At 48.1% G+C, this 21,912-nt stretch carries 22 protein-coding genes; 12 read left to right on the forward strand and 10 right to left on the reverse strand.

All coding sequences use genetic code 11. The features are described from left to right. Positions 1 to 88: 88 nt before the first annotated feature. Entirely contained in the window at positions 89 to 1,042 is a 954-nt protein-coding gene (rarD, locus tag ACN083_RS00790; protein ID WP_419100932.1) for an EamA family transporter RarD, read from the forward strand. A gap of 125 nt (positions 1,043 to 1,167) precedes the next feature. On the opposite strand, the gene ACN083_RS00795 is transcribed toward rarD, so the two are convergent. The 4 genes from ACN083_RS00795 to ACN083_RS00810 all read right to left on the reverse strand — a co-directional run bounded on the left by ACN083_RS00795 (position 1,168) and on the right by ACN083_RS00810 (position 4,981). After that, complete coding sequence (locus ACN083_RS00795; protein WP_419100933.1) at positions 1,168 to 1,284, reverse strand: methionine/alanine import family NSS transporter small subunit; 117 nt, start codon at positions 1,282 to 1,284, stop codon at positions 1,168 to 1,170. Positions 1,285 to 1,288: 4 nt separating this feature from the next. After that, entirely contained in the window at positions 1,289 to 2,881 is a 1,593-nt protein-coding gene (locus tag ACN083_RS00800) for a sodium-dependent transporter (protein ID WP_419100934.1), read from the reverse strand. 231 nt (positions 2,882 to 3,112) lie between these two features. Beyond that, positions 3,113 to 4,150, reverse strand: a complete 1,038-nt coding sequence (locus tag ACN083_RS00805; RefSeq protein ID WP_419101290.1) for a polyprenyl synthetase family protein — start codon at positions 4,148 to 4,150, stop codon at positions 3,113 to 3,115. A gap of 78 nt (positions 4,151 to 4,228) precedes the next feature. Continuing rightward, positions 4,229 to 4,981 (reverse strand): demethylmenaquinone methyltransferase, encoded by a 753-nt coding sequence (locus ACN083_RS00810; RefSeq protein ID WP_419100935.1) that lies wholly within the window; start codon positions 4,979 to 4,981, stop codon positions 4,229 to 4,231. A 185-nt stretch (positions 4,982 to 5,166) separates the two neighbouring features. Here ACN083_RS00810 and ACN083_RS00815 point away from each other — a divergent pair, with 185 nt between their 5' ends. The 3 genes from ACN083_RS00815 (at position 5,167) to ACN083_RS00825 (ending at position 7,612) form a co-directional block, all read left to right on the forward strand. Continuing rightward, on the forward strand, positions 5,167 to 5,952 hold the full coding sequence (locus ACN083_RS00815; protein WP_419100936.1) for a transporter substrate-binding domain-containing protein: 786 nt from the start codon (positions 5,167 to 5,169) through the stop codon (positions 5,950 to 5,952). 75 nt (positions 5,953 to 6,027) lie between these two features. Further along, on the forward strand, positions 6,028 to 6,822 hold the full coding sequence (locus ACN083_RS00820; RefSeq protein ID WP_419100937.1) for an amino acid ABC transporter permease: 795 nt from the start codon (positions 6,028 to 6,030) through the stop codon (positions 6,820 to 6,822). 19 nt (positions 6,823 to 6,841) lie between these two features. Next, positions 6,842 to 7,612: an amino acid ABC transporter ATP-binding protein gene (locus ACN083_RS00825; RefSeq protein WP_419100938.1), complete on the forward strand. Its 771-nt coding sequence runs from the start codon at positions 6,842 to 6,844 to the stop codon at positions 7,610 to 7,612. Between the two features lie 26 nt (positions 7,613 to 7,638). Here the strand turns inward: ACN083_RS00825 and ACN083_RS00830 are convergent, their stop codons facing one another. The 4 genes from ACN083_RS00830 to ACN083_RS00845 form a co-directional block, all read right to left on the reverse strand. Beyond that, on the reverse strand, positions 7,639 to 8,013 hold the full coding sequence (locus ACN083_RS00830; protein ID WP_419100939.1) for a cupin domain-containing protein: 375 nt from the start codon (positions 8,011 to 8,013) through the stop codon (positions 7,639 to 7,641). Beyond that, positions 7,968 to 9,743: a 2-succinyl-5-enolpyruvyl-6-hydroxy-3-cyclohexene-1-carboxylic-acid synthase gene (gene menD, locus ACN083_RS00835; protein ID WP_419100940.1), complete on the reverse strand. Its 1,776-nt coding sequence runs from the start codon at positions 9,741 to 9,743 to the stop codon at positions 7,968 to 7,970. The genes ACN083_RS00830 and menD overlap by 46 nt, the downstream gene beginning before the upstream one ends. Before the next feature lie 190 nt (positions 9,744 to 9,933). Continuing rightward, positions 9,934 to 10,071 (reverse strand): hypothetical protein, encoded by a 138-nt coding sequence (locus ACN083_RS00840; protein WP_419100941.1) that lies wholly within the window; start codon positions 10,069 to 10,071, stop codon positions 9,934 to 9,936. 488 nt (positions 10,072 to 10,559) lie between these two features. Further along, the gene (locus ACN083_RS00845; protein WP_419100942.1) at positions 10,560 to 11,588 is read right to left on the reverse strand and encodes an o-succinylbenzoate synthase; all 1,029 of its coding nucleotides are present in this window, start codon (positions 11,586 to 11,588) and stop codon (positions 10,560 to 10,562) included. A gap of 177 nt (positions 11,589 to 11,765) precedes the next feature. On the opposite strand from ACN083_RS00845, the gene ACN083_RS00850 reads away from it, so the two are divergent. Continuing rightward, positions 11,766 to 12,830, forward strand: a complete 1,065-nt coding sequence (locus ACN083_RS00850) for a phosphatase PAP2 family protein (protein WP_419100943.1) — start codon at positions 11,766 to 11,768, stop codon at positions 12,828 to 12,830. A gap of 71 nt (positions 12,831 to 12,901) precedes the next feature. Here the strand turns inward: ACN083_RS00850 and ACN083_RS00855 are convergent, their stop codons facing one another. Then, entirely contained in the window at positions 12,902 to 13,816 is a 915-nt protein-coding gene (locus ACN083_RS00855; protein WP_419100944.1) for an MBL fold metallo-hydrolase, read from the reverse strand. Between the two features lie 132 nt (positions 13,817 to 13,948). Here ACN083_RS00855 and gluQRS point away from each other — a divergent pair, with 132 nt between their 5' ends. From gluQRS to ACN083_RS00885, 6 genes are all read left to right on the forward strand, one after another. Beyond that, positions 13,949 to 14,917 (forward strand): tRNA glutamyl-Q(34) synthetase GluQRS, encoded by a 969-nt coding sequence (gene gluQRS / locus ACN083_RS00860; RefSeq protein ID WP_419100945.1) that lies wholly within the window; start codon positions 13,949 to 13,951, stop codon positions 14,915 to 14,917. A 5-nt stretch (positions 14,918 to 14,922) separates the two neighbouring features. Continuing rightward, positions 14,923 to 15,903, forward strand: a complete 981-nt coding sequence (locus tag ACN083_RS00865; protein ID WP_419100946.1) for an EamA family transporter — start codon at positions 14,923 to 14,925, stop codon at positions 15,901 to 15,903. Positions 15,904 to 16,117: 214 nt separating this feature from the next. Further along, positions 16,118 to 17,605, forward strand: coding sequence for a sodium/proline symporter PutP (gene putP, locus ACN083_RS00870; RefSeq protein ID WP_419100947.1), 1,488 nt, complete (start codon positions 16,118 to 16,120; stop codon positions 17,603 to 17,605). A gap of 116 nt (positions 17,606 to 17,721) precedes the next feature. Continuing rightward, positions 17,722 to 18,675: a 1,4-dihydroxy-2-naphthoyl-CoA synthase gene (locus tag ACN083_RS00875; RefSeq protein WP_419100948.1), complete on the forward strand. Its 954-nt coding sequence runs from the start codon at positions 17,722 to 17,724 to the stop codon at positions 18,673 to 18,675. Positions 18,676 to 18,782: 107 nt separating this feature from the next. Further along, positions 18,783 to 19,982 (forward strand): AMP-binding protein, encoded by a 1,200-nt coding sequence (locus ACN083_RS00880; protein ID WP_419100949.1) that lies wholly within the window; start codon positions 18,783 to 18,785, stop codon positions 19,980 to 19,982. A 120-nt stretch (positions 19,983 to 20,102) separates the two neighbouring features. Further along, positions 20,103 to 21,020: a 1,4-dihydroxy-2-naphthoate polyprenyltransferase gene (locus ACN083_RS00885; protein WP_419100950.1), complete on the forward strand. Its 918-nt coding sequence runs from the start codon at positions 20,103 to 20,105 to the stop codon at positions 21,018 to 21,020. A gap of 20 nt (positions 21,021 to 21,040) precedes the next feature. On the opposite strand, the gene ACN083_RS00890 is transcribed toward ACN083_RS00885, so the two are convergent. Beyond that, positions 21,041 to 21,328, reverse strand: coding sequence for a DUF4229 domain-containing protein (locus tag ACN083_RS00890; RefSeq protein ID WP_419100951.1), 288 nt, complete (start codon positions 21,326 to 21,328; stop codon positions 21,041 to 21,043). A 191-nt stretch (positions 21,329 to 21,519) separates the two neighbouring features. On the opposite strand from ACN083_RS00890, the gene ACN083_RS00895 reads away from it, so the two are divergent. Beyond that, the gene (locus ACN083_RS00895; protein WP_419100952.1) at positions 21,520 to 21,867 is read left to right on the forward strand and encodes a PLD nuclease N-terminal domain-containing protein; all 348 of its coding nucleotides are present in this window, start codon (positions 21,520 to 21,522) and stop codon (positions 21,865 to 21,867) included. Positions 21,868 to 21,912: the final 45 nt, after the last annotated feature.

The raw sequence follows: 21,912 nt of genomic DNA on the forward strand, positions 1-21,912 counted from the left end.
TGTACAGTACCCCCGGCTCATATTTATGAGTCGGGGGCACTTTTTCCCCGTTTCTATTCACCCTCTTTTATAGAAATACGCACCTTTTATGTCTTCTCCTTCGATGCAGCAGGTTTCCTCTGCTTCTCATACTTCAAGAACTCGTTCTGGTTTAGTCTCTGCGATTAGTGCATATCTTATCTGGGGTACGTTTCCGCTGTACTTCGCATTGACATTGCCAGCTACCCCCTACGAGATTGTTTCAATCCGTGTTATTTTTTCTTTGCTTTTATGCGCGGTCATTCTATGTTTTATACCGCGCGGGTACCAGAAATTTTGGCAGGTTCTTAGTAACCCTAAAACGCTTCTTGTGCTTTCTATTGCTGCGGTGTTGATTGGTGCCAATTGGTTGTTCTACGTTATTGCCACGACCACCGGACATACGCTGGATGCTTCTCTGGGGTATTTTATTAATCCGCTGGTTAACGTTCTTCTAGGGGTGTTCTTTTTACAGGAGAGGTTGCGTTTACTTCAATGGGTTGCAGTGGCTATCGCAGCTGTTGCAGTGCTGGTGATGAGTGTACTTTATGGGCAGATTCCGTGGTTGGGGTTAGGCCTTGCTTTTAGTTTTGCGTTCTATGGTCTTGTCAAAAATAAGTTGGGTGGGAAAGTTCCACCTATTGCAGCATTTACTGTTGAAACGTTAGCTTTAGCTCCCGTAGCTGTTGTGGTGTTATCTGTTCTATGGAAGCAACATCATTTGACGTTATTTTCAGAAGGTATTACTCACTTTTGGGTTCTTGCCGCTTCAGGTGTTTTGACGACGCTGCCCCTTTTGCTCTTTGCTGATGCTGCATCAAAACTGCCGTTGAGTCTTGTTGGCATTATTCAGTATATGACTCCTACTATTCAGTTCTTCCTTGCAATTTTGGTATTTCATGAGCAGCTCACGGCAGAGCGCTGGATTGGTTTTATGTTGGTGTGGATCGCAGTTGCGTTGTTTACTGTTGACGCAATTCGGTATTCACGGGTGAGAAGGCGTGCTGTTCTTAAAGCTGCATAGAGAGTGTTAAAAGTGGCAGAAGCTGTGCGTATTTAGTGTTCTTTTGCTTGTCATAATGGTGTGGGTGGGCTCTCTGTAGAGAGCCCACCCACACCATTTAATGTGCGTTGAATTCGCGATGATAATTAGATGTTATCTTCTTCTTCCTCGGGGTGACGAGAGAGGTTAATTGCTGCGGCAACGAGTCCTCCCCAAATCATGAGGATTGAAGTTGTCATCATCATAACGGCGCTAGTTTCCATTATTTTAGGCCTCTTTCTGTGCGTTGGTACGGGTGGGGTCGACGTATTCGGTCATGACCGCACCACCACTAACAGGCTGAGCTGGTGGCTGTAGCGCAGCTCGTGAGCTATTCGACCAGGGCAGACGAGAGATAACGACAGCAACGACGACGAGCAAGATGGACATGACCCACCCGAAAGGAATCAGCAGTGAGTCGGGGTAGCCTTCGTAGGGGGTGTTGATGAGTTTGATGACGGTAGTAATCAACGTGTATCCCAGCACTAGCGGGGTAATGACTGCTAGTAGTGCCATCCATAGTCCACCAACTTTGATAGAACCGTGTTGGTTGAGGTGGTCACGCAAAGTCGGCAATCCACGAACGAAGTAGGCGACCGTAACGATCGCGACAAGACCTGCAGCAAGAATGCCGAAAGTGTTGACGAAGTTATCGAGGATGTCTAGTACGTATAGGGCTGAGGTCGTGGACATGAAGACGGTGGAGATGAGCGCGAGAGGCACGATGACCAGTGCGGTAGCGTTGCGTCGAGCCATTCCAAATTTGTCTTGGACACCAGCAACAATAACTTCCACGATGGAAATCATGGAGGTGAAACCGGCAAAAAGAAGTGAACCGAAGAAGAGCAGTCCAATAACGGTTCCACCAGGGGCTTGAGAGATGATGGTGGGGAATGCGATGAAGGCAAGCCCGATACCGGAGGTTGCTACTTCAGATACGGCGGTTCCTGCAGCGTTTGCCATGAAACCTAATGCCGCGAATACGCCGATGCCTGCTAGAAGTTCAAAGCCAGAGTTTGAGAATCCCACAACAGCGCCAGAACCGGTGAGGTCAGCTTTAGGTTTGAGGTAAGAAGAGTAGGTAATCATGATGCCGAAACCTACAGAGAGGGAGAAGAAAATCTGCCCGTATGCGGCAACCCATACTTGGGGGTCTGCCAATGCTGCCCAGTTCGGGGTGAAGAGTGCGTTAAGTCCTTGGAAAGCTCCTTCAAGGGTGAGAGAGTATGCGACAAGGACAACGAACATGATGATCAGTAGCGGGATGAAGAGAACGTTTGCTGCTCCGACACCTTTTTGAACGCCGAGGGACATCACCATCAGTAGAACAGCCCAGATGAGTGCTAAAGGAATGAGAATTCCTGGAACGAAGTCAAAGGATAGGGCGGGGTCTCCTACGTGGAGAAATTCTCCCGTAAAGAATGAGGCTGGATCCTCTCCCCAACTGCTGTTGAGGGAGAAGAGCATATAGCGCAAAGACCATGCGAGAATAGCTGCATAGTAGATGGCGATGATGAAGTTGATACCCATATGCCACCAACCGATGAACTCGGTTTTGCGGTTGAGTCGGCGGAAAGCGAGTGGGGAGGATGCGCGTCCGCGGTGGCCGATAGAGTAGTCGAAGAAGAGGAAGGGCAGACCCGCCGTAAGTAGTGCTACGAGGTATGGAATCATAAATGCGCCGCCGCCGTGATCGTAGGCGACGTAGGGGAAACGCCAAATATTGCCCAGTCCAACTGCTGAGCCGATAGCGGCGAAGATAAATACTTTTCGGCTAGAGAAACTTTCGCGTTTCTTTGGTGCCTTTGCGGTTGCTCCCATGGAGTAATCCTCAAGTCGTTGTGTCAATGTGTGTATGTGTGTTTTACGTTAGATTGCCTTATATGACGCACTTGCGTAAAAAATTTACTCTTTACAATGCCAGATTTATTGTCAAAATAACGACAATCTACGGTATTTCTCATTATTTGAGACTTCAGGGGATGGTACACACCAAAGACTCCCCTCATCCGCGAATGAGAGGAGTCTGAGTATTAGAGGTTTGGTATTCGTTTAAGAATCACGGCGAACAACAGCGTGAGCGAAGGAGATGAGCGCTTCTTTTGCTGTCGAATCAGGTAAGGATTTAAGCACCTGAACAGCGTCGTCAGCCCATTGGCATGCGATGCTCCACGCTCGCGCCGTTACAGGGTGAGCAGATAATGCTTGTACCGCCCGTTCTAAGGCTTCGTCACTCGAGAGATCTCCACGAATCATCTCAAGGATTTCTTGTGCTGAGCTGTCTTGACGTTCAGCTTCTTGCTCTAGAAGAATAGTCGGCAATGTGGGAACGCCTTCTCGCAGGTCTGTTCCTGGAGTTTTACCAGATTTTTTACCTTCGCCGGTAATGTCGAGTACGTCATCAGCTAGTTGGAAAGCTACACCGACAAGCTCTCCGTATCGTGCAAGAGTTTGAATGGTAGATTCCGGCGCTTCTGAGAGAATACCGCCATAAGAACCGGCGGCAGCGATGAGAGAACCAGTTTTACCCTCAATAACTTTGATGTAATGACTGAGGATATCTTCATCTGGTTCGGGGCCTAAAGTCTCGAATAGTTGCCCAAGGACGAGGCGTTCAAAGGTTTGAGATTGAACAGACATGGGGCGAGAGCCAAGGTCGCTGACAATCAGAGAGGCACGGGAGAAGATGAGGTCTCCGGTGAGAATAGCTACAGAGTTACCCCAGATGTTTTGTGCGGTGTCTACGCCTCGGCGTTTGGGGGCGTCGTCCATGACGTCGTCGTGGTAGAGGGTTGCAAGATGTGTGAGCTCAACGACGACTGCGGCGTCAAGGACTTTGTCGTTGATTCCACCACCGGCGGCAGCTGCCAGTAGTGTCAGTAGGGGTCTGATGCGTTTTCCGCCGGCGTTGAGTAGGTGTCGCGAGGTGACATCTGCGATACGGGAGGTTTGTGTTACGGCTTTGGAGAGGCGTTGTTCGATTTCGCTGAGGGATTCGAGAATCTGAGGCCCGAGGTGTTCGTCTTGGGCGATGATGTCGAAGCCTTTAGGGAGGTTGTAGGAGATGTCGTTGAATAGTTCGTTTACCATGCTAGGCTCACAGGTGTTCGTCTCGGGGGACTTATTTTGGTCTGTCACGGTAGATAGTCTCTTTTTTCTCACGGAGTGTTATTTCTCAATAGTAAAGCCTCGACCGGGTTTAAAACCACGGTGTATAGCTACGATGCCGCCGCTGAGGTTTCGGTATTTTACGTTTTCCCATCCGGCTGCTACAAATTCTTGTGCTAGTTGGTCTTGTGTGGGCCATGCCAGAATGGATTCTGCGAGGTAGACGTAGGATTCTGGGTTAGATGAGATGACTCGTGCAACCGGCGGAATGGCTCGCATAATGTATTTTTGGTAGATGGTGCGGAAGGGCTTCCACGTGGGTGTTGAGAATTCGAGGAGTACGATTCTGCCGCCAGGTTTGGTGACTCGGTAGAGTTCTTGTAGTGCACGCTGGTATTCGGCGACGTTACGTAATCCGTATGACATGGTAACAGCGTCGAAGGATTCGTCATCGAAGGGTAGTTGGGTGACGTCTGCTTGCATAAAGCAGATGTCGGGTCGGCGGCGACGTCCGACGGCGAGCATTCCTTCGGAGAGGTCTGCTGCGATGACGTCTGCGCCGCGGTCGGCGAGGGGTTCGGATGAGGTTCCGGTACCTGCTGCGATATCGAGTATTTTTTGTCCTGGTGCAACGTTGAGTGCAGCGACGGTTTGTTTTCGCCAGTAGATGTGTTGACCTAGGGATGCGATGCCGTTCATGAGGTCGTAGCGGTCGGCAACGTCATCGAACATTGCGGCAATATCTGCTGTTTTCTTATCAAGATCTGCTCGGTTCACATCTGCTATTGTTTCATGGTTTCGTTGAAAGCTCATCTCGGCACTCGTATGTTCTTGCTAAAGGGCTGAAAAACCTTATGGTTACGTTATCCTCGACACATTCCCCACTATTGCATGTTTTTACACTACTATGCATAATTTTGCGTTAGGATGTTTAACACCGTTGAGCACACACCATGCATAACGCGTCAAACAACATAACCCGTCTCAAGGAACACACCATGAAAAAGACCCTCTCCACCACCGTCACCATTCTCGCGCTCAGCGCCCTAACACTCACAGGATGCCAGTCCACAGACTCAACCACCGCAGAAGGCGACCCAAAACTCGTTACCAGCGGCGAACTCACGGTGTGCACCAACAGCCCCTACAAACCCTTTGAGTTCGAACAAGACGGAAAAATTGTTGGCTACGACATGGACATTGCACAAGCTATCGCCGACAAACTCAAACTTAAACTCAACATCTCCAACACCGGCTTTGAAGGACTCGACTCCGGAGTAGCTCTCTCTTCTGGACAATGTGACATCGCCATTTCCGGCATTACTAAAACCGAAGAACGAGCCACCAAAATGAGCTTCACCGAACCGTATCTCAACGATAATCTCGGCATTCTCGTACCTAAAGATTCAACAATCGCCAACGCCGACAACCTCAAAGATCAAAAAGTTGCAGTACAACAAGCAACCTCTGGAGAAAAATACGCTACAGAACATCACGCAGACACCGTCCAATACGAAGACGCAGCGCTGATGATTCAAGCTCTACAAACAGGTCAGGCACAAGCTGTCATCGCCAATATCTCCGTGATTTCTCAAGCACTCACCTCAGATGATTCCTTGAAACTTGCAGAAGAAATTAACACGCACGAAGAAATTGCTGCAGCGGTCGCCACCGATAACCAAAAACTTCTCGACGAAGCGAACAACGTTATCACCACCCTCAAAGAAGACGGCGAATTAGCAAAGCTTCAAGAAAAATGGCTCGGAGTCTCCACACAAAAGTAGCCCGCGAACCACACCACCTTCAGATTAGTGCGCTCACACACATCACTCTAACGCACGGGGAATAAAGGACATTCCATGGCATTGACCTTACGTCAAAAACAGACCTACAGCAGATACGCTCAATATGCAGCACTAGCAATCATTATCTTAGTGCTCGCTGCCCTAGCAGACTGGCATACCCTCTACAAACAGGTTTTCAACCCAACTGTTATCGCAGAGCAATTCCCATCGGTCATCACCATCGCGCTCAAAAATACTATTATTTATACGGCGTTAGGATTTAGCTTAGGACTGTCATTAGGTGTGGTCTTGGCCTTGATGAAAATATCATCTATCGCGCCCTACCGTTGGATAGCATCAATTTATATTGAACTTTTCCGCGGAATACCAGCACTATTAGTATTCCTCGCGTTCGGATACGGCATTCCCCTTGCATTCCATGTAAGGTTCAATAGCTATATCACTATCATGCTGGCGTTGGGTATTGTCTCTGCCGCATACATTGGCGAAGTGCTCAGAGCAGGGCTACAAGCAGTACCTAGTGGACAATATGAAGCAGCGCGCTCACTTGGAATGTCCCACCCCCGTGCAATGGTAACCATTATCATCCCTCAGGCCTTCCGCATCGTGCTACCACCGTTAACAAACGAAATTATCCTCCTGACCAAAGATTCTTCACTGGTCTATCTATTGGGGATGTCTATTTCCGAATACGAATTAGCCAAGTTTGGCCGAGAAGGGCTCTCCGCCGCAAATGCGGGGCTGACACCTCTTGTCGTAGCAGGGTTCTGCTATCTGCTCATTACTATTCCTTTAGGCTTCCTCGCCCGCTATTTTGAATCTCGTTTCAAGACCACCACACGACGCTAACTCGTATCGGAAAAATACTATGACGACTCAATACCCTGCATCCTCAGTTCATATTTCTAATCTGCATAAATCCTATGGTGCTGTAGAAGTGCTCAAAGGTATCAACCTCGACGTTCAGCCCGGAGAAGTCCTTTGTCTTATTGGACCTTCAGGCTCTGGTAAATCAACACTCCTACGGTGCATCAACCTTCTCGAAACTCCTGAACAAGGAGAGATTATTGTCGCCGGACATCATGTGTTAAGCCCAGATGTTGATATCAACGCGCTACGGCAGACGGTGGGGATGGTTTTTCAGCAATTCAACCTCTTTCCTCATCTGACAGTCCTTGAAAATTGCACTGTTGCACAACAAAAAGTTCTTAAACGAGACAAACAACAAGCCAAAGACATCGCGCTTAAAAATCTTCAAAAAGTCGGTCTGGCAGATAAAGCACAGCGATACCCAGAACAGCTATCTGGCGGACAACAACAGCGAGTGGCTATTGCTAGGGCACTTTCGATGAACCCTCAGCTTATGCTTTTTGATGAACCAACCTCAGCGCTAGACCCCGAAACAGTTGGTGAAGTACTCACCATCATGCGAGAACTTGCTGAAGAGGGTATGACCATGATTGTGGTAACCCACGAGATGGACTTTGCACGAGATGTAGCAGACCGCGTCATTTTTATGGATCGAGGCGTTGTTGTCGAAGAAGGTCCAGCTTCACGAGTCATTGGTTCCCCACAACAAGAGAGAACTCAAGACTTTTTATCTCGTGTTCTACACCCAACGCAGACTCGAGCTCAATAGTATTCTTGAACAGCTATCAGCAATGGTTATAGTTGCTCAGCAGGAACCTGAATTTTGGGGTCAGGGTTCTCGCCCGTAAGCATAATAACCATCACCGTCGCTGGTGTATCAGCGTCTACTTGGTGAAGAAGGTGATCTGTTAGATGAATTATCTGCCCAGGAATCAAGGTGCGGCTCTGCCCGCGAACGGTCAACCGTACTTTTCCTTTGAGCACTTGCACAATAATGGGGTGAATACTGTGATGTTCTTTCCAGCTTTGTCCTTGTGCTAGTTCAAGAAGCGTCACGCTAGCGCCCTGAGCATCCACAATTTTTTGTGCTCTACCCTTATGTTCTAATGGTTGCAGTAATTCTGTTAGTCCTTTGAAGATGAGGGCTTGCCCTTGATGTGTTCCTGCCATGAGTCCTCCACGTGATGGATTGTAACGCTCATTCCCTCAGGGAGCTGATAAGCATGAGCAAGGTCTTCGAGTCGAACACGATGAGGTGTTCTAAAGAATCGTTCTACGGTGTGAGTATAGGCAGGGTCTTGCGCAAGTTCTCCGTGTTCAAGCGTTGAGAAGATACCGCCTCCGCAATCGTCAAGAACATCAATATGCAGTTGAGGAGTCAGCTCGTATGCGCCGATGTTCAAAGAAGACACATCATAAAGATACGTTAAATCTCCGCAGATAAGGTGCACGGGGTCAGCAGATTCAGCGGTAGAGAATTCTGTTTCTCTCCCATATCCGCCCAAAGAAATGCCACTTGCGGTAGCTATCATCCCATCAATTCCAGCTAATCCACGAGATGCATAAACTCTCGGTGTTTTTGAAGCGCTGGGGGCAATAAGGTCAAGGTCACGGATGATGTTTGATGATCCGCATACAAGAATTTCATGATGTTCAAGAGCCTTATTCCATGCTTCAAGAGCTAAAGACATTCCGCTTAAGCGTTCGTGAGTTTCTCCATTATTGCGGTAGTTTTCGAGAGAATTCAGCAATTGTTGGCGAGATTCTCTACCTGAGTCTTTCCAACGTTGTAGCCAGCTTTTAGCCGATTGAGCAGTTTCTGTTACTCCATGCCCTGAGAATTCTGCTAGTTCGACGAGAGTGGTGTATATTGTTTCGTCTCGTTTTGAGGTTTCACACCAGCTAGCAGGTTTTTCCATATATATGGCTTTGCGGATGTCTTGACGCTGAAGTAAAGAACTAATTTGGCGAGTGAGAGTCGGGTGCCCAAAGAGCACGACCCGTTCTATTTCTTCGCTCAAAGAGGTGTCAAGCACTTTCGGGTATGCCTCGATAGCGGTTTCTCCGTAGCGAGCGTGCGAGGATGGTTCAGCAAGAAGAGGTAAAGAAAGTTTTCGCGCAAATTTTTCAGCGATTGAGCCGGCTCCGTCTCCTGCAATAACAACTGTTTTATAGGAGTTTTGGGGGCGGTATTCTTCAGCTAAGAAGGATTCTGCTGTTGTATCGACGCGAGAAATAGGAGAGTATTCTTGGCGGTTTTTAAGGGTGTTAGCCCATTGGTTCAGCAATGGTGCGCTGCCGGCAGGCGGTGTTAGCGGAGTGTCAAAAGAAAGATTGATATGTGCAGGCCCGATGGGGGTTTGAGAGGGCTGATTCCAATTTTGTGGGTCGCGTCCGCTGAGGGCTGCAAGGACTTCTGAAAAATGTTGAGTTTGTTCTCCAGCCGGTGATTCTGGGTATTGGGTGAGATCAGCTTGAGCACGTACAAATGCAGTAAAAATACCAGGTTGGTAGGTGGTTTGGTTAGCGCCAGTTCCGCGGAGGCGTTGAGGACGGTCTGCGGTTAAGGCGAGGAGAGGGATTCCGCTGTGGAAGGCTTCCATCATTGCAGGCAGTAGTTCACCGACGGCAGTTCCTGATGTGGTGGCTACGGCGACAGGGCGTTGCGTGGCTTTGGCTATTCCGAGCGCAAGGAAACTGGCACTTCTTTCGTCGAGACGGACGTGTGCGTGCAGAATATTTGCTTGTTCAAGGGCAGCAATGGCGTAGGCGAGGGGTGCGCTACGTGAGCCGGGGCAAAGTACGATATGTTCCATACCAGCACGAACGAGCGAGTCGAGAACGGAGATTGCGCTGATAAGCGATTCTGGGATGGGAGCATTTTCGTCGGCTGAAGTCACGTTGCTATTCTACTGTCTCTGGTGAGAGTGCGCGAAAAGTTGAGTTTTTCTTAAGAACTATTGTGGGTTAGTTCATATGTAAAAAATGTTTTTAATCTACGTTAGGGGTGCTTTATTAAAGTTTCTTTACTTTAATAAAGCACCCCTAATCATGGATTAAAGTGCTAGTGATAATGTTGCCGGTCCTGCCTTATGAAGAAGCAGTTTTGGCAGTTACCGCAGAGTAGTCGTAATAGAGGTTCCAGCGTTCTTCTTCAGTGAGTTCGGGAGTCATGAAAATCTGTTTGAAGTTCTTGACAATCTTGGTGCTTACTGAGTGTGATTTCATAGTTTTAGGGGAAGATTGCAGTAGAAACATTTTCTTTACCTCTAATATCGTGGTTGACGCATTGGCGCTGGTATTTGGGGGCATCCAACTTCGAATGCGTCCAAGACCTCTTTGCCGTGAAGCATTTATCTTGCGAAAACCACAGTAACACAGTTATGCGTCCACCTGTAGACCTCTATGGGGACAAAAATACCAAAAAAGCGGAGCGTAAGGCGACATTTGTCCCCTATTCATAAGAAACTTATGCAAGTTTAAATAAAACGAAAGTCCTCAAGACGCTAAATATCACCATAAAACCTTTCGAATTAGAGCTAAAAACTCAACATAAAAACATTTCAATGAAAAATAATAGACAAATACATAAAACAATGTAGCTATCAAAAAAAGATTGAAAAACTACCCTTTTACGCGGACACAAAAAGCACCACACCAATAAAAGTGATTTTATTCACACAAGCGGTGTCGTGGTGCTACCGAGCGAGACAACGTCACAAACGTTCTTCTAACACCCGATAACAACGACGCACCCTCTCATGCCACCAACGACGCACATCTTCGTCCACCGACAAAGAAGAAACTAACGCTTTATCCACCTCAACATCACGCACAGGAATCACCCCATCGCGAGCGCACAGCGAATCTCGTGTCACGTCCGAAGACATCAAAGAGACCGTCCCCAGACCACAGCCAAAAGGAAGCTCCGGTAAAGAGGCCGCCAAAGCAATACCCGAACGAATACCAACCGAACTTTCCAAAGCAGAAGAAACAACCACCGGCAGTCCGGCTTGCTCACACACCTCAAGAGCGCGTCTGACACCGCCTAAGGGCGCCGTTTTAAGAATCAATACATCGGCAGCGCCACGCTCAGCCACTTGCAAAGGATCTTGCGCTTTACGCACCGATTCATCCGCAGCGATAAGCGTACCGACACCTTTCTCACGTAACTTCGCGTGCAAACGCGCCATCTCATCGACCGATTGAACAGGTTGCTCTACATACAACACGTCAAACTCTTCAAGACGTTGTATTGCCTCAAACGCTTCATCCATGCTCCAGCCTCCGTTAGCGTCAACTTTTAAACGCGTATCAGGAGCATACCGGTGTACAGCACTAACTCGTGCAATGTCCTCGGCTAAGCTCTGCCCTCGCTCCGCAACCTTAATCTTCACCTCGCGGATTTTCCCCTGATAACAGCCAAGAACCGCAGGAACCTGCCCAGCATCCACCGCTGGCAACGTTGAATTGACAGGAATGGTAGAACGTATCGGTTCGGGGAACCCTAGCCATGCAGATTCTAAAGCTGATGACAACCAATACGCAGCTTCTTCCGGTGGATACTCAAGAAACGGAGCAAATTCACCCCAGCCAGATTCTCCTTCAAACAACATCGTCTGGCGAAAGTGAACCCCTCTAAACTTCACTCGCATTGGTATTTGCACCACAACGCTATGAGCAAGCACCTCCGATAATTGTGGCAAAGTACCTGTCTTCCAGATAGAGGACGCAGAAGGTTCCATGAGACTCATTTCGTAGACCAAAGAGAGAATAGTTCCGTATCCCCATCATAACTAATCGCCGAAAAACTAAAATTTCCGTTAAATACAGTACCTAGGAGCAGGGTTCGTGAAACGCACACCATTTTGTCAGGAAAACTTCAAAACTTTCTGCAACAATAATGGTGGCTCTCAAACACAATGACCACGACCGTAGACCAGCAGAAAGGCAGTTCGTACGCTCTTATGTACAGAGAAGAACAGCCCCGCCAATCCCATCATGGCGACCAGACAACTCAGGTTCTACCCACCACACCAACAGCGCGTTTTCCCACAGAGCACACATCTGCCCTGAGCACGTCAGCACTTAAAGAACTGACGCCAAGTCACCTTCGACGGACACGGCCCACCTTCTGGGCAATGGTGCAACACGTATTTGTTTTTCTTCTTCTCAGCACTGCGTTGACTGGCTCTTTTTATTTCTTCGTTAAAACAAGTATTGGCCAACGTCTCGACGAAATCGCTTTTACAGAGTTTTCTTACCAACTCACCGATTATCAACAACCTACCGAGAGAATACTCAACTTCATTCCAACGGTCGCTGTAATAAGTGCTATCATCGGACTGATTTTTGTCGTTATCTGGAAACATCGTTTTGTGCCTTCACTCATAGGCCTCGGTATTGCGATGTGCTCCTATCTCTCAGCCTATCTACTCAAATACCATCTCATTACCAAACCTAACTACGGTATCCAAGAAGCCGTTCTGAACTCTGCACCATCGGGGCACACCACCGTGGCAGCAGCTGCAGGCTCTGCACTTTTTCTAGCAGCTCCTAAAAAACTTCGGCCTCTAGTCGCTCTGATCTCTGCAATTCTTACCGCAGCGACAGGGTTTTCTACTATCGTCAATGGGTGGCACCGCCCAGCGGACGTTATCACGGCAGTTCTCTTAGTATCCCTCTGGACTGTTATTGGCCTTGCCATTCTACGTTTTGTGCGTTCTGAGGAACTCGATATGAGTAACACTCAACGGAGCGGTTTAATTCTTATCCCCCTGTTAAGCATTGCTGGTTCTTTTCTTGGGTTCTGTTCTTTAGCGCTCTACGCCATTACGATTTATTCGCCTTTTCCCGGTTGTGCTCTTAGCGCAGCAACCTGCATGATTCTTACGGTTATCTCGTTTAGCACATCATGGCTTGTTACTCTTTTGAGACCACAGAATAAGATACGTTCCCCCTATTACACGAAAGTGTGGACCTACTAAAAAACATGGGGTGGGATAGAACAAGAATGTTCTATCCCACCCCATGCGCATTAACAGCTCAAGAGCTCACGCTATAAGCTACGTCCTGTGGTGATAGGGCCGGTAAGCCCACTCGGATGATCGTCAAAAGTCGTCTGGCTCAAGCCTTGGCCTTTATGTTCCTGATTCTCTAACCACTTCATGCGGTCTAGAAGAATACGGGTTGCTCCACCAGAGTACGGTAATTGGTACATTGCAGCGGTGGTTACGCCGGCACTTGTATTGAGAGCAGAACCTTTAATACGGTCAATTGCATCTTGCATCGTATCTGCCATACGAACAATAAAAGTACGCTCTACGGGGATACCATGTCCCGGAACAAAAACCCGATATCTATCAAGCTCAGCTAAATGACGCAGAGTCGATACCCATAGTTGCGGGTAAGAGTCGTCAAAAGCGGGGTCAGAACCTTGTTCTACGACGTCTCCGGTGAAGAGAACGTCATCTACACCGACCAACACGTCCGAATCGGTATGTGCCAGTCCCAGATAGAAGAGTGTTACCGCACGATCCCCTAACTCAACTCGAGTAAATGAAGCGCGGGTTCCGTCTCCCGGTAAGAGTCGTTGAGGAACAACAAGGTGTGTATTAGGGCCTTCTTGATGGGCCATCTCTGGTTCAAGAACTTCAACATATGAACGCTGTAGATTGCCATAAAGCTCAATAGCTCGTGCAGCTCGAGGGTGCGCCCAAAAATCTTGTGCACCATCAGCTTCAAAAACAGCATTTCCCATAAAACGGTCAAAATGAGCGTGTGTGCTCACAATCGTCAGAGGAAGTTCAGTAATGCGTCGAACAGCACGCAGAATCTCTGCTCCCTGACGGGGCCCTGCTCCCGTATCGACGAGCATAGCTTTTTCCGCACCGACGATGAGACCCGAGTTCAGCCGGTAATTATCCGTGCTGATGAGGTACACACCATCTGATATTTCATTTGTACGTGCCATGTGTTCTACGGTACTTGCATTAGGTGGTATATGTTGTGTTCTATACCCATAAAATGCCATGTCGCAATACATCTCACAGCATTTTATGAGGCTTTACCCCCAATTATTCATAAGACCGATACCATATAGACCGTGATAGACTTCGGCAATTTTCCTTCAACAGATACGACATCGACGCCCCCTATACGCGGACGGTACGCTCCTTCCCCCTCTGGAGATTTACATTTAGGGAACTTGCGAACCGCTCTTTTAGCGTGGCTTATGGCTCATAGCCAAGGCGGAGACATGGTCATGCGTGTCGAAGACCTTGATCGTGTTCGTGAAGGAGCTGCACAACGACAATTACAAGACCTCACCCAATTAGGTATTACCTATACCGGTGAGGTGCTTTACCAGTCCACACGCCAAGAAGCCTATCTTCAAGCAGTCGAAAAGCTTAAAGAACAGCATATGGTTTATGAGTGTTTTTGTACTCGTAAAGAAATTCAGCAAGCAACCACGGCACCTCATGCTGCCCCAGGGGCTTACCCTGGAACGTGTCGCTCCATCTCAGATGATGAGCGTGCTGCCCGACGAGAGGTACGTACCCCCGCATTGAGGTTACGTTCTCAATGCTCTCAATACACGGTTCATGACTTTTTTTACGGAGAATACACAGGTGTAGTTGATGATTTCGTCTTAGTGCGCAACGATGGAACTATTGCATATAACCTAGCGGTAGTAATTGACGATGATTTTCAAGGGGTCACGCAGGTTGTTCGAGGTGATGATTTACTTCCTTCAGCCCCACGACAGGCGTATCTTGCGCAGCTTTTGGGATGTTCTCCAGTGCAGTACGCGCACGTTCCTTTAGCGCTCAATAGTGCCGGTCAGCGCCTTGCAAAACGAGATGGTGCAGTTACTATCCCCGAGTTGTATCGTCAAGGTGTGAGCATTGATGAGATTGGACGGCTTATTGCTTCTTCTATTCCGCTTCCACGGTTAGAGCCTCAGCATGGGGGCCTTTTACCAAAGAATGCTTCAGAGATGCTCACAGTATTTTCCCCCCAGCTGATACGTCAGCAGCCCTGGGTTGTTATTGACCCGTTTGTGAAAGGATAGTGGTATTGGCTAAGTTCACCGTAGATGCCCTAGCAGCAAAAATCCCCTCTGAGCACCGCGGAACTGCTGCTCTAGCTCTCGTGATGCTCGGCTCAATCAGTCTGCAGGTATCTACTGCTTTCGCCTCAGACCTCTTTCAGCAGTTCACTCCCATTGCGGTCACGGGAATGCGTATGGCAGTTGCGGCAGTTATCCTCTTTTTGATTGTTCGCCCTAATCCATTCGCACTTAAAGCTTCTGACTGGCCGCAGGTGTTGCTTTATGGTCTTGTTGTGTCTCTTATGACCGGCAGTTTTTATATGGCTGTTAGTTATATCCCGTTAGGAATTGCGGTCACTGTTGAGTATCTGGGTGCTTTTGCTATTTCTCTTTTGGGCGTTAAACGTATTCGAGATAGTTTCATCTCGTTAGGTGCTTTAATCGGTGTTGCCCTCATTGCTGGGCCGACTTTTGAGAGTAGCCATCTTATTGGCTATCTTTTTGCGGTGATGAGTGCAACATGTATGGGTGGATATACGTTCTTGTCAGCTCACCTTGGCACTAAAGGTTCTCCAGCGGTGAGTGGGCTCAAAGGCTTGTCACTCTCGATTTGTTTCTCGGCATTATTGCTGACGCCGTGGTCTGCACCGTCATTTCCGAGAGTGGACTTCAACGGTTGGTTCTTATTAGTCATGGTTGGTTTCTTAGGCGTTGTCGTAACATATTCTTTTGACGCGATTGCTGGCCGTATTACCTCGCCTGCTGTTATCGGAGTGTTATTTAGCTTGGATCCGGTGAACGGCGCAATTATTGGGACGCTTCTTTTGGGTCAGGTACTCTCTATTTGGTCCTATGTTGGCATCGTATTGATTGCATGTTCCGGCGCATTATTGGTCTGGCAGACGAACAAATCGGCTATTAAGATTTCTGCTAATACAGCAATACTTGATGTAGTAGTTTCTACACGTACTCAGCAGTTACCAATCATTAGCAAGGACCTCAAATAGTTCTAGGTCGAAGAAGAATGAAGCAAACGCGCTGACTTATAGAAAGAGTGTCAGCGCGTTTCTCATATACTAGAATTAAGTTTTTCTTAAATATCATGCTCGGTTATTCTTAACAGTAAAATTGACCCGAACACCTATTGGTGAACTGTTAACCACTCAGGTCTAGCGCTATTATTACGTACATCACATACCCAATTCTCTAGGGGGCTCCTCAATGAGCAATACTACATTCCAGATTGCCGCGCTGGTCATCTACTTTGCCGGCATGATAGCCATCGGACTCTGGGCAAAAACTAAAAACAACAATCTCGATGACTACGTCCTCGGTGGCAGGTCACTCTCCCCCACCACCGCCGCACTCTCTGCAGGTGCGTCTGATATGTCAGGATGGCTCCTCATGGGCCTCCCCGGCGCACTATATATCTCCGGACTAGCAGAAGCATGGATTGCCGTCGGGCTCACCATCGGCGCGTGGATCAACTGGAAAGTTGTCGCTCCACGACTACGCAGCTACACCGAAATTTCCCGAAATTCCGTTACCGTACCAGTCTTTTTCCACAACAGGCTACGCGATAACACTAAACTCCTGCGGATCATTTCATCCCTCATCATCCTCATTTTCTTTACCTTCTACGCATCCTCAGGCATGGTAGCCGGCGGAAAATTCTTCGCATCCTCCTTCAACTTAGATTTCCACGTCGGAATGCTACTCATCGCAGGAATTACCGTCCTCTACACTCTCTTTGGTGGGTTCCTCGGCGCATCCTACACCGACATGGTTCAAGGATTCCTCATGTTAGGTGCGCTCATCCTCATGCCTATCTTGGCGCTGTTCTACGTGGGTGGGCCCAGCGGTGCATACGAAACTATTTCAGCGGTCAACCCCACCGCGCTCTCACTGTTCGCAGGAACATCTTTCATCGGGATTCTCTCTGCATCAGCATGGGGCTTAGGGTACTTTGGGCAGCCACACATTATCGTGCGTTTCATGGCACTACGCACCCCTAAAGACGCAATCGCAGGACGACGTATCGGCATCGGCTGGATGGTTCTCACCGTTATCGGAGCTTGCTCATCCGGATTAATCGGTATCGCATACTTTGCAAAACACCCCGATGCGGCACTCACCGATACAAAAAACGCAGAATCCGTATTCCTCGACATGTCACAGATACTGCTACCTTCTTTCGTGTCAGGCTTCATTCTGGCAGCCGTTCTTGCCGCAATTATGTCCACGCTCTCTTCACAGCTCGTTGTCTGCTCTTCAGCCCTTGCCGAAGACCTCTACGGAGTTGTCACACAAAAACCACTCGAAGCAGCAAAAGGACTGTGGCTCGGACGCATGGGCGTGCTTGTAGTCTCCATCATTGCAGCAGTACTAGCATGGAACCCCAATAGCTCTATCCTCGAGTTAGTGTCCTTCGCATGGGCAGGATTCGGTGCAGCCTTCGGCCCCATCGTTTTGCTATCCCTCTTCTGGAAAAAACTCACCAACTGGGGAGCTATCGCCGGACTCATTGCAGGAACAATTACCGTATTTGTCTGGGGAAATAACGAAGCCCTCTCTAGCACTTTCTACGAAATTGCACCAGGGTTCATCGTTAACCTTGTATTTGCTGTGACCATCTCTTATGCAACATACTCACCCAACCCAGAGATTGACGAAGAGTTCGAAGCAGCAGCGCTAGCGGCAAAGAACTAAAACTTCTCATAATACAGCTCAGGCGGATACCACTAAACACCAGTGGTAGCCGCCTGAGCTGTTCTTTATCCTTCATCTTCCAGCCAAGATACAGAACGCAACGGTACACTAAACCCATGACCTATACACTGCCCGAAACTGTATCTGATATTTTTGACCCTCAACAATGGCGTACCGTCGAAGGGTTTGAAGAATACACCGACATCACCTACCACCGGCAAGTACTCCGCGACGAAAACGGCAACTACATCAAAGACCTCCCCGCTGTACGTATCGCGTTCAACCGCCCAGAAGTACGCAACGCCTTCCGCCCACACACCGTTGATGAACTCTACCGTGCACTCGACCACGCTCGAATGACCTCCAACGTTGGAACAGTGCTGCTCACCGGTAACGGGCCCTCCCCCAAAGATGGTGGATGGGCATTCTGCTCTGGCGGAGACCAGCGCATCCGAGGACGTGACGGCTACCATTACGCAGACGGAGACACCGCAGAAAGCATCGACCCTGCACACGCCGGACGACTCCACATCCTCGAAGTTCAACGGCTTATTCGCACCATGCCCAAAGTCGTTATCGCCCTCGTCTCGGGGTGGGCTGCCGGCGGAGGACATTCCCTCCACGTCGTCGCAGACCTCACGATCGCGTCCGAAGAATACGGCAAGTTCAAACAGACTGATGCCACCGTCGGTTCCTTCGACGCCGGTTACGGCTCTGCCCTATTAGCACGTCAAATCGGCCAAAAAAATGCTCGTGAAATATTCTTCCTCGCACGCGAATATGACGCTCAACGCATGTATGAAATGGGTGCTGTTAATGAAGTTGTCCCACACCAAGAACTAGAGCATAAAGGACTAGAATACGCGGCACATATTGCACGACAATCCCCCCAAGCTATCCGCATGCTCAAATTTGCTTTCAACCTTCCCGATGACGGTTTACTCGGACAACAAGTCTTTGCAGGAGAAGCAACCCGCCTAGCCTATATGACAGATGAGGCTGTAGAAGGACGAGATGCATTCCTCCAAAAACGTGAACCCCGCTGGGAAGAGTACCCTTACTACTTCTAAAAGAACGAAACCTTAACGGCAGTCTCCACCGCTAAACGTTGGAAAAGACTGCCGTTGAGGTCTTCTTCTATCAACACGTCTAGAAAAACATTGCAGAAAAACACTCTATGACTGTCTCTTTTGACCCTTCACAACTGCAGCCTTTTAGGCTACCAACCCCCGATATTTCACGAGCATTGCGTTTAGAGGCACAACATCCACGCGCATATTCGCCAACAGACGTCCTACACTTTTTTGACAGATATTTCGCCGCAACACCTCACACCTCAGAAGATATTGCGCTTTTAGTGGGCACATCAGGCTCTACAGGCGCACCTAAAACAACGGTTCTTAGTCGTTCAGCATTAGTCCATTCTGCTCAAGCGACAGCTCAAGCAACAGGCTCTCAGCAATCACAATGGTTGTTATGTTTGCCCGTGCACTATATTGCCGGAGCACAGGTGCTCATTCGATCGGTACTCAACGGCACCACCCCCGTCATCACTGATGCCATCATGCACAACAGGCACTTTAGTAGTGAAGATTTTCTACAAAGTGCTCGCACTATGACAGCCAAGACGAAAATGGTGTCACTTGTACCAACCCAGTTACAACAGCTTCTTGATGATGCACAACGGTTTCCAGAGCTCCTTGAACTTTTACAAGAGTTCTGCGGCATTCTTCTAGGCGGGGCACCAGCTTCGCGCTCATTACGTGAAAAAGCGCAAAAGTATCAGCTTAAGATATTCACCACCTATGGAAGTGCAGAAACAGCAGGCGGTTGCGTCTATAACGGTCTCCCGCTGTCCTCGACTCAACTTCGTATTGAAACACAGCATCCAGAAGATACAACAGGAAGAATATGGTTAGGTGGAGAACACGTTGCCCACGGATATCTTGATCAGCCGCAGCGTACCGCTGAACATTTTTGGTACGAGAACAACGGGACACGATGGTATCGTACCGACGATATTGGTTCTTTATCACAAGGGTTTTTAGAGGTTCACGGTCGAGCCGATGACATCATCATTAGCGGTGGAGTAAAAATTGCTCCCGCCCCTATTGCACAATGTTTAGAAGCTCATCCTGCGGTCGTTTCTGCTTTTGTCTTTCCAGTTCCTCACCGACGATGGGGGCAAGCGGTAGGGTGCGTCGTCTACGCCCCTGAAGAATCACCAGCACGATTATCTCCCCAATTACAGCAGTTATGCCAGAATCTAGAACCTGCACAGCGTCCTAAATATCTCCGAGTTATCAGCACTTTGCCTCTACTTTCCACAGGAAAACCAGATCGAGAAGCGCTCCATACGCTATTGCGTGAAGGATGAGGTCAATAAACTTTTTCTTCATCAAGGATTGCAGAAGAACAACTCCTGTTTCGTTCAGTATGAGAGAATGAGAGGTGCTCTAGCACCACTAGATGTTGTACCGCAAGAAAGGAATAATACGTGGCTACTCCGGCTCAATGGATTGAGGGGGCGCGTCTACGCACCTTGCCACTAGCTGTGGCACCCATTATTGCCGGTTCAGTTGCAGCTTTTGAATTAGGAAAGTTTAACCCGTTCAGAGCTTTTCTTGCTTTTCTTGTCGCCTTTTTTCTCCAAGTAGGCGTCAACTATGCCAATGATTATTCAGACGGTATCAAAGGAACAGATGAGGTAAGAGTTGGCCCATTACGTCTGGTAGGTTCAGGTGTAGCGAAACCGAGCCATGTTAAATACGCGGCTTTTAGTTGTTTTGCGTTATCTATGGTTGCTGGATTCTACCTTGTCTTCCTTGCGCAACAATGGTGGTTTTTAGCTATTGGAGCGTCAGCTGTCTTTGCAGCATGGGGATATACCGGAGGTAAACGCCCCTATGGGTATATGGGGTTAGGGGACCTCTACGTTTTTATCTATTTTGGTCTTGTTGCTACAGTTGGTACGCTCTTTACCCAAAGCGCCCATTTAAGTACTACCGGCTGGGTGAGCGCAATATCTATTGGATTATTCTCTTGCGCATTATTGATGGCCAATAATATCCGCGATATCCCAACCGATAAAGAAAGCGGAAAATATACTCTAGCTGTACGTTTTGGGCAGAAGTGGTCGCGCAGAATCTATGTTCTTGAAATGCTCTGTGCCTTAGCTATCACTCTCATACTTGTTCCAGAGAATCCTTGGTACATGTTAGTTTTTGTACTGATAGGGCCGGTACTTCACTCATGTTTTGTGGTATTAGCTCCGACTCATGGCAAAGAGCTCATCCCTGTACTCAAACAAGCTGGGCTCGTTACCCTTGCATATAGCCTGCTTCTGGTACTTGCTGCTTATTTAGGAACTCTCGATATATTCACCGTAGAGGCACCCACCTTTAACGGTTTCTAATATGAGGGCATCATACGAGACTAAAAATCTAGTCCCTGTGATTTTTTCATCTGCTCTACATACTCGTCTTCAACGAGAGTATCTTCATGTTTAATGTTCTTTGTTGGAAAGAGTTTCCTCCACACTTGTGCGACCTCAACCCCTGCGGCTTCACGAAGTTTCGGGAAAAACAGATACGACAACGATAAAGACATAAGAAGCGCAAAAATAATAGAGAGTAGCACCGCAATTTTAAGGACCCAAACACAAATCAGGCTGATACTAAAAACGAGTGCAAGACGGAGAAAAGTGTATTTGAGCAGATTCATAGATACTAGTCTAACGGAGAACGCTAACGGTTCGATAAGCACCAAATTTTGCACTGCTCACACTCATACAGGTGTCAAGATTCATGAGAATACCCTTACAAAAGGCACTATTCTGAGTTCATCCTGTTCTTCCAGAAATTTACGTCCCATAAAGTAGATATTATTCAGTTATCCATGGAACACTAATATCTATGGTTCGCGCAATAATGATTATCGGCTCTATCGCCCTGCTCATCGGCATCATCATCTATTCCTTCATAGATTGCATCCGTACAGACAACGAACGAGTCAAAGTATTCCCTAAACCCGTATGGTTTTTAGCTATCCTTATCTTCCCTCTTGCTGGAGCCTTATTATGGTTGTTCTTTGGAAAACATGCCAGCTCACAGTTTTCCTCTAAAGCTCCCGATAATGATGAGGAATTCCTCAAATATCTTGAAGCGCGTGCCAAACGTCAGATGAGAGAAAAAGACGACAAGACTACTCCCCCAGAAGATACGAATGGTGAAGACACTCACGAGGATTCTGCTGAGCAGTAGCCTCATCAAGACCTTCAGTTAAAGCTGTTGGGCTACCACTTACAT

Origin of the sequence: Rothia sp. CCM 9418, assembly GCF_048512825.1 — a bacterium.
Taxonomy (GTDB): Bacteria; Actinomycetota; Actinomycetes; order Actinomycetales; family Micrococcaceae; genus Rothia.

Coding starts and splice junctions, on each gene's coding strand:
- rarD (WP_419100932.1), top strand. CDS start 89: ATGTCTTCTCCTTCGATGCAGCAGGTTTCCTCTGCTTCTCATACTTCA.
- ACN083_RS00795 (WP_419100933.1), bottom strand. CDS start 1,284: ATGGAAACTAGCGCCGTTATGATGATGACAACTTCAATCCTCATGATT.
- ACN083_RS00800 (WP_419100934.1), bottom strand. CDS start 2,881: ATGGGAGCAACCGCAAAGGCACCAAAGAAACGCGAAAGTTTCTCTAGC.
- ACN083_RS00805 (WP_419101290.1), bottom strand. CDS start 4,150: ATGGTAAACGAACTATTCAACGACATCTCCTACAACCTCCCTAAAGGC.
- ACN083_RS00810 (WP_419100935.1), bottom strand. CDS start 4,981: ATGAGCTTTCAACGAAACCATGAAACAATAGCAGATGTGAACCGAGCA.
- ACN083_RS00815 (WP_419100936.1), top strand. CDS start 5,167: ATGAAAAAGACCCTCTCCACCACCGTCACCATTCTCGCGCTCAGCGCC.
- ACN083_RS00820 (WP_419100937.1), top strand. CDS start 6,028: ATGGCATTGACCTTACGTCAAAAACAGACCTACAGCAGATACGCTCAA.
- ACN083_RS00825 (WP_419100938.1), top strand. CDS start 6,842: ATGACGACTCAATACCCTGCATCCTCAGTTCATATTTCTAATCTGCAT.
- ACN083_RS00830 (WP_419100939.1), bottom strand. CDS start 8,013: ATGGCAGGAACACATCAAGGGCAAGCCCTCATCTTCAAAGGACTAACA.
- ACN083_RS00840 (WP_419100941.1), bottom strand. CDS start 10,071: ATGAAATCACACTCAGTAAGCACCAAGATTGTCAAGAACTTCAAACAG.
- ACN083_RS00845 (WP_419100942.1), bottom strand. CDS start 11,588: ATGGAACCTTCTGCGTCCTCTATCTGGAAGACAGGTACTTTGCCACAA.
- ACN083_RS00850 (WP_419100943.1), top strand. CDS start 11,766: ATGACCACGACCGTAGACCAGCAGAAAGGCAGTTCGTACGCTCTTATG.
- ACN083_RS00855 (WP_419100944.1), bottom strand. CDS start 13,816: ATGGCACGTACAAATGAAATATCAGATGGTGTGTACCTCATCAGCACG.
- putP (WP_419100947.1), top strand. CDS start 16,118: ATGAGCAATACTACATTCCAGATTGCCGCGCTGGTCATCTACTTTGCC.
- ACN083_RS00875 (WP_419100948.1), top strand. CDS start 17,722: ATGACCTATACACTGCCCGAAACTGTATCTGATATTTTTGACCCTCAA.
- ACN083_RS00880 (WP_419100949.1), top strand. CDS start 18,783: ATGACTGTCTCTTTTGACCCTTCACAACTGCAGCCTTTTAGGCTACCA.
- ACN083_RS00890 (WP_419100951.1), bottom strand. CDS start 21,328: ATGAATCTGCTCAAATACACTTTTCTCCGTCTTGCACTCGTTTTTAGT.
- ACN083_RS00895 (WP_419100952.1), top strand. CDS start 21,520: ATGGTTCGCGCAATAATGATTATCGGCTCTATCGCCCTGCTCATCGGC.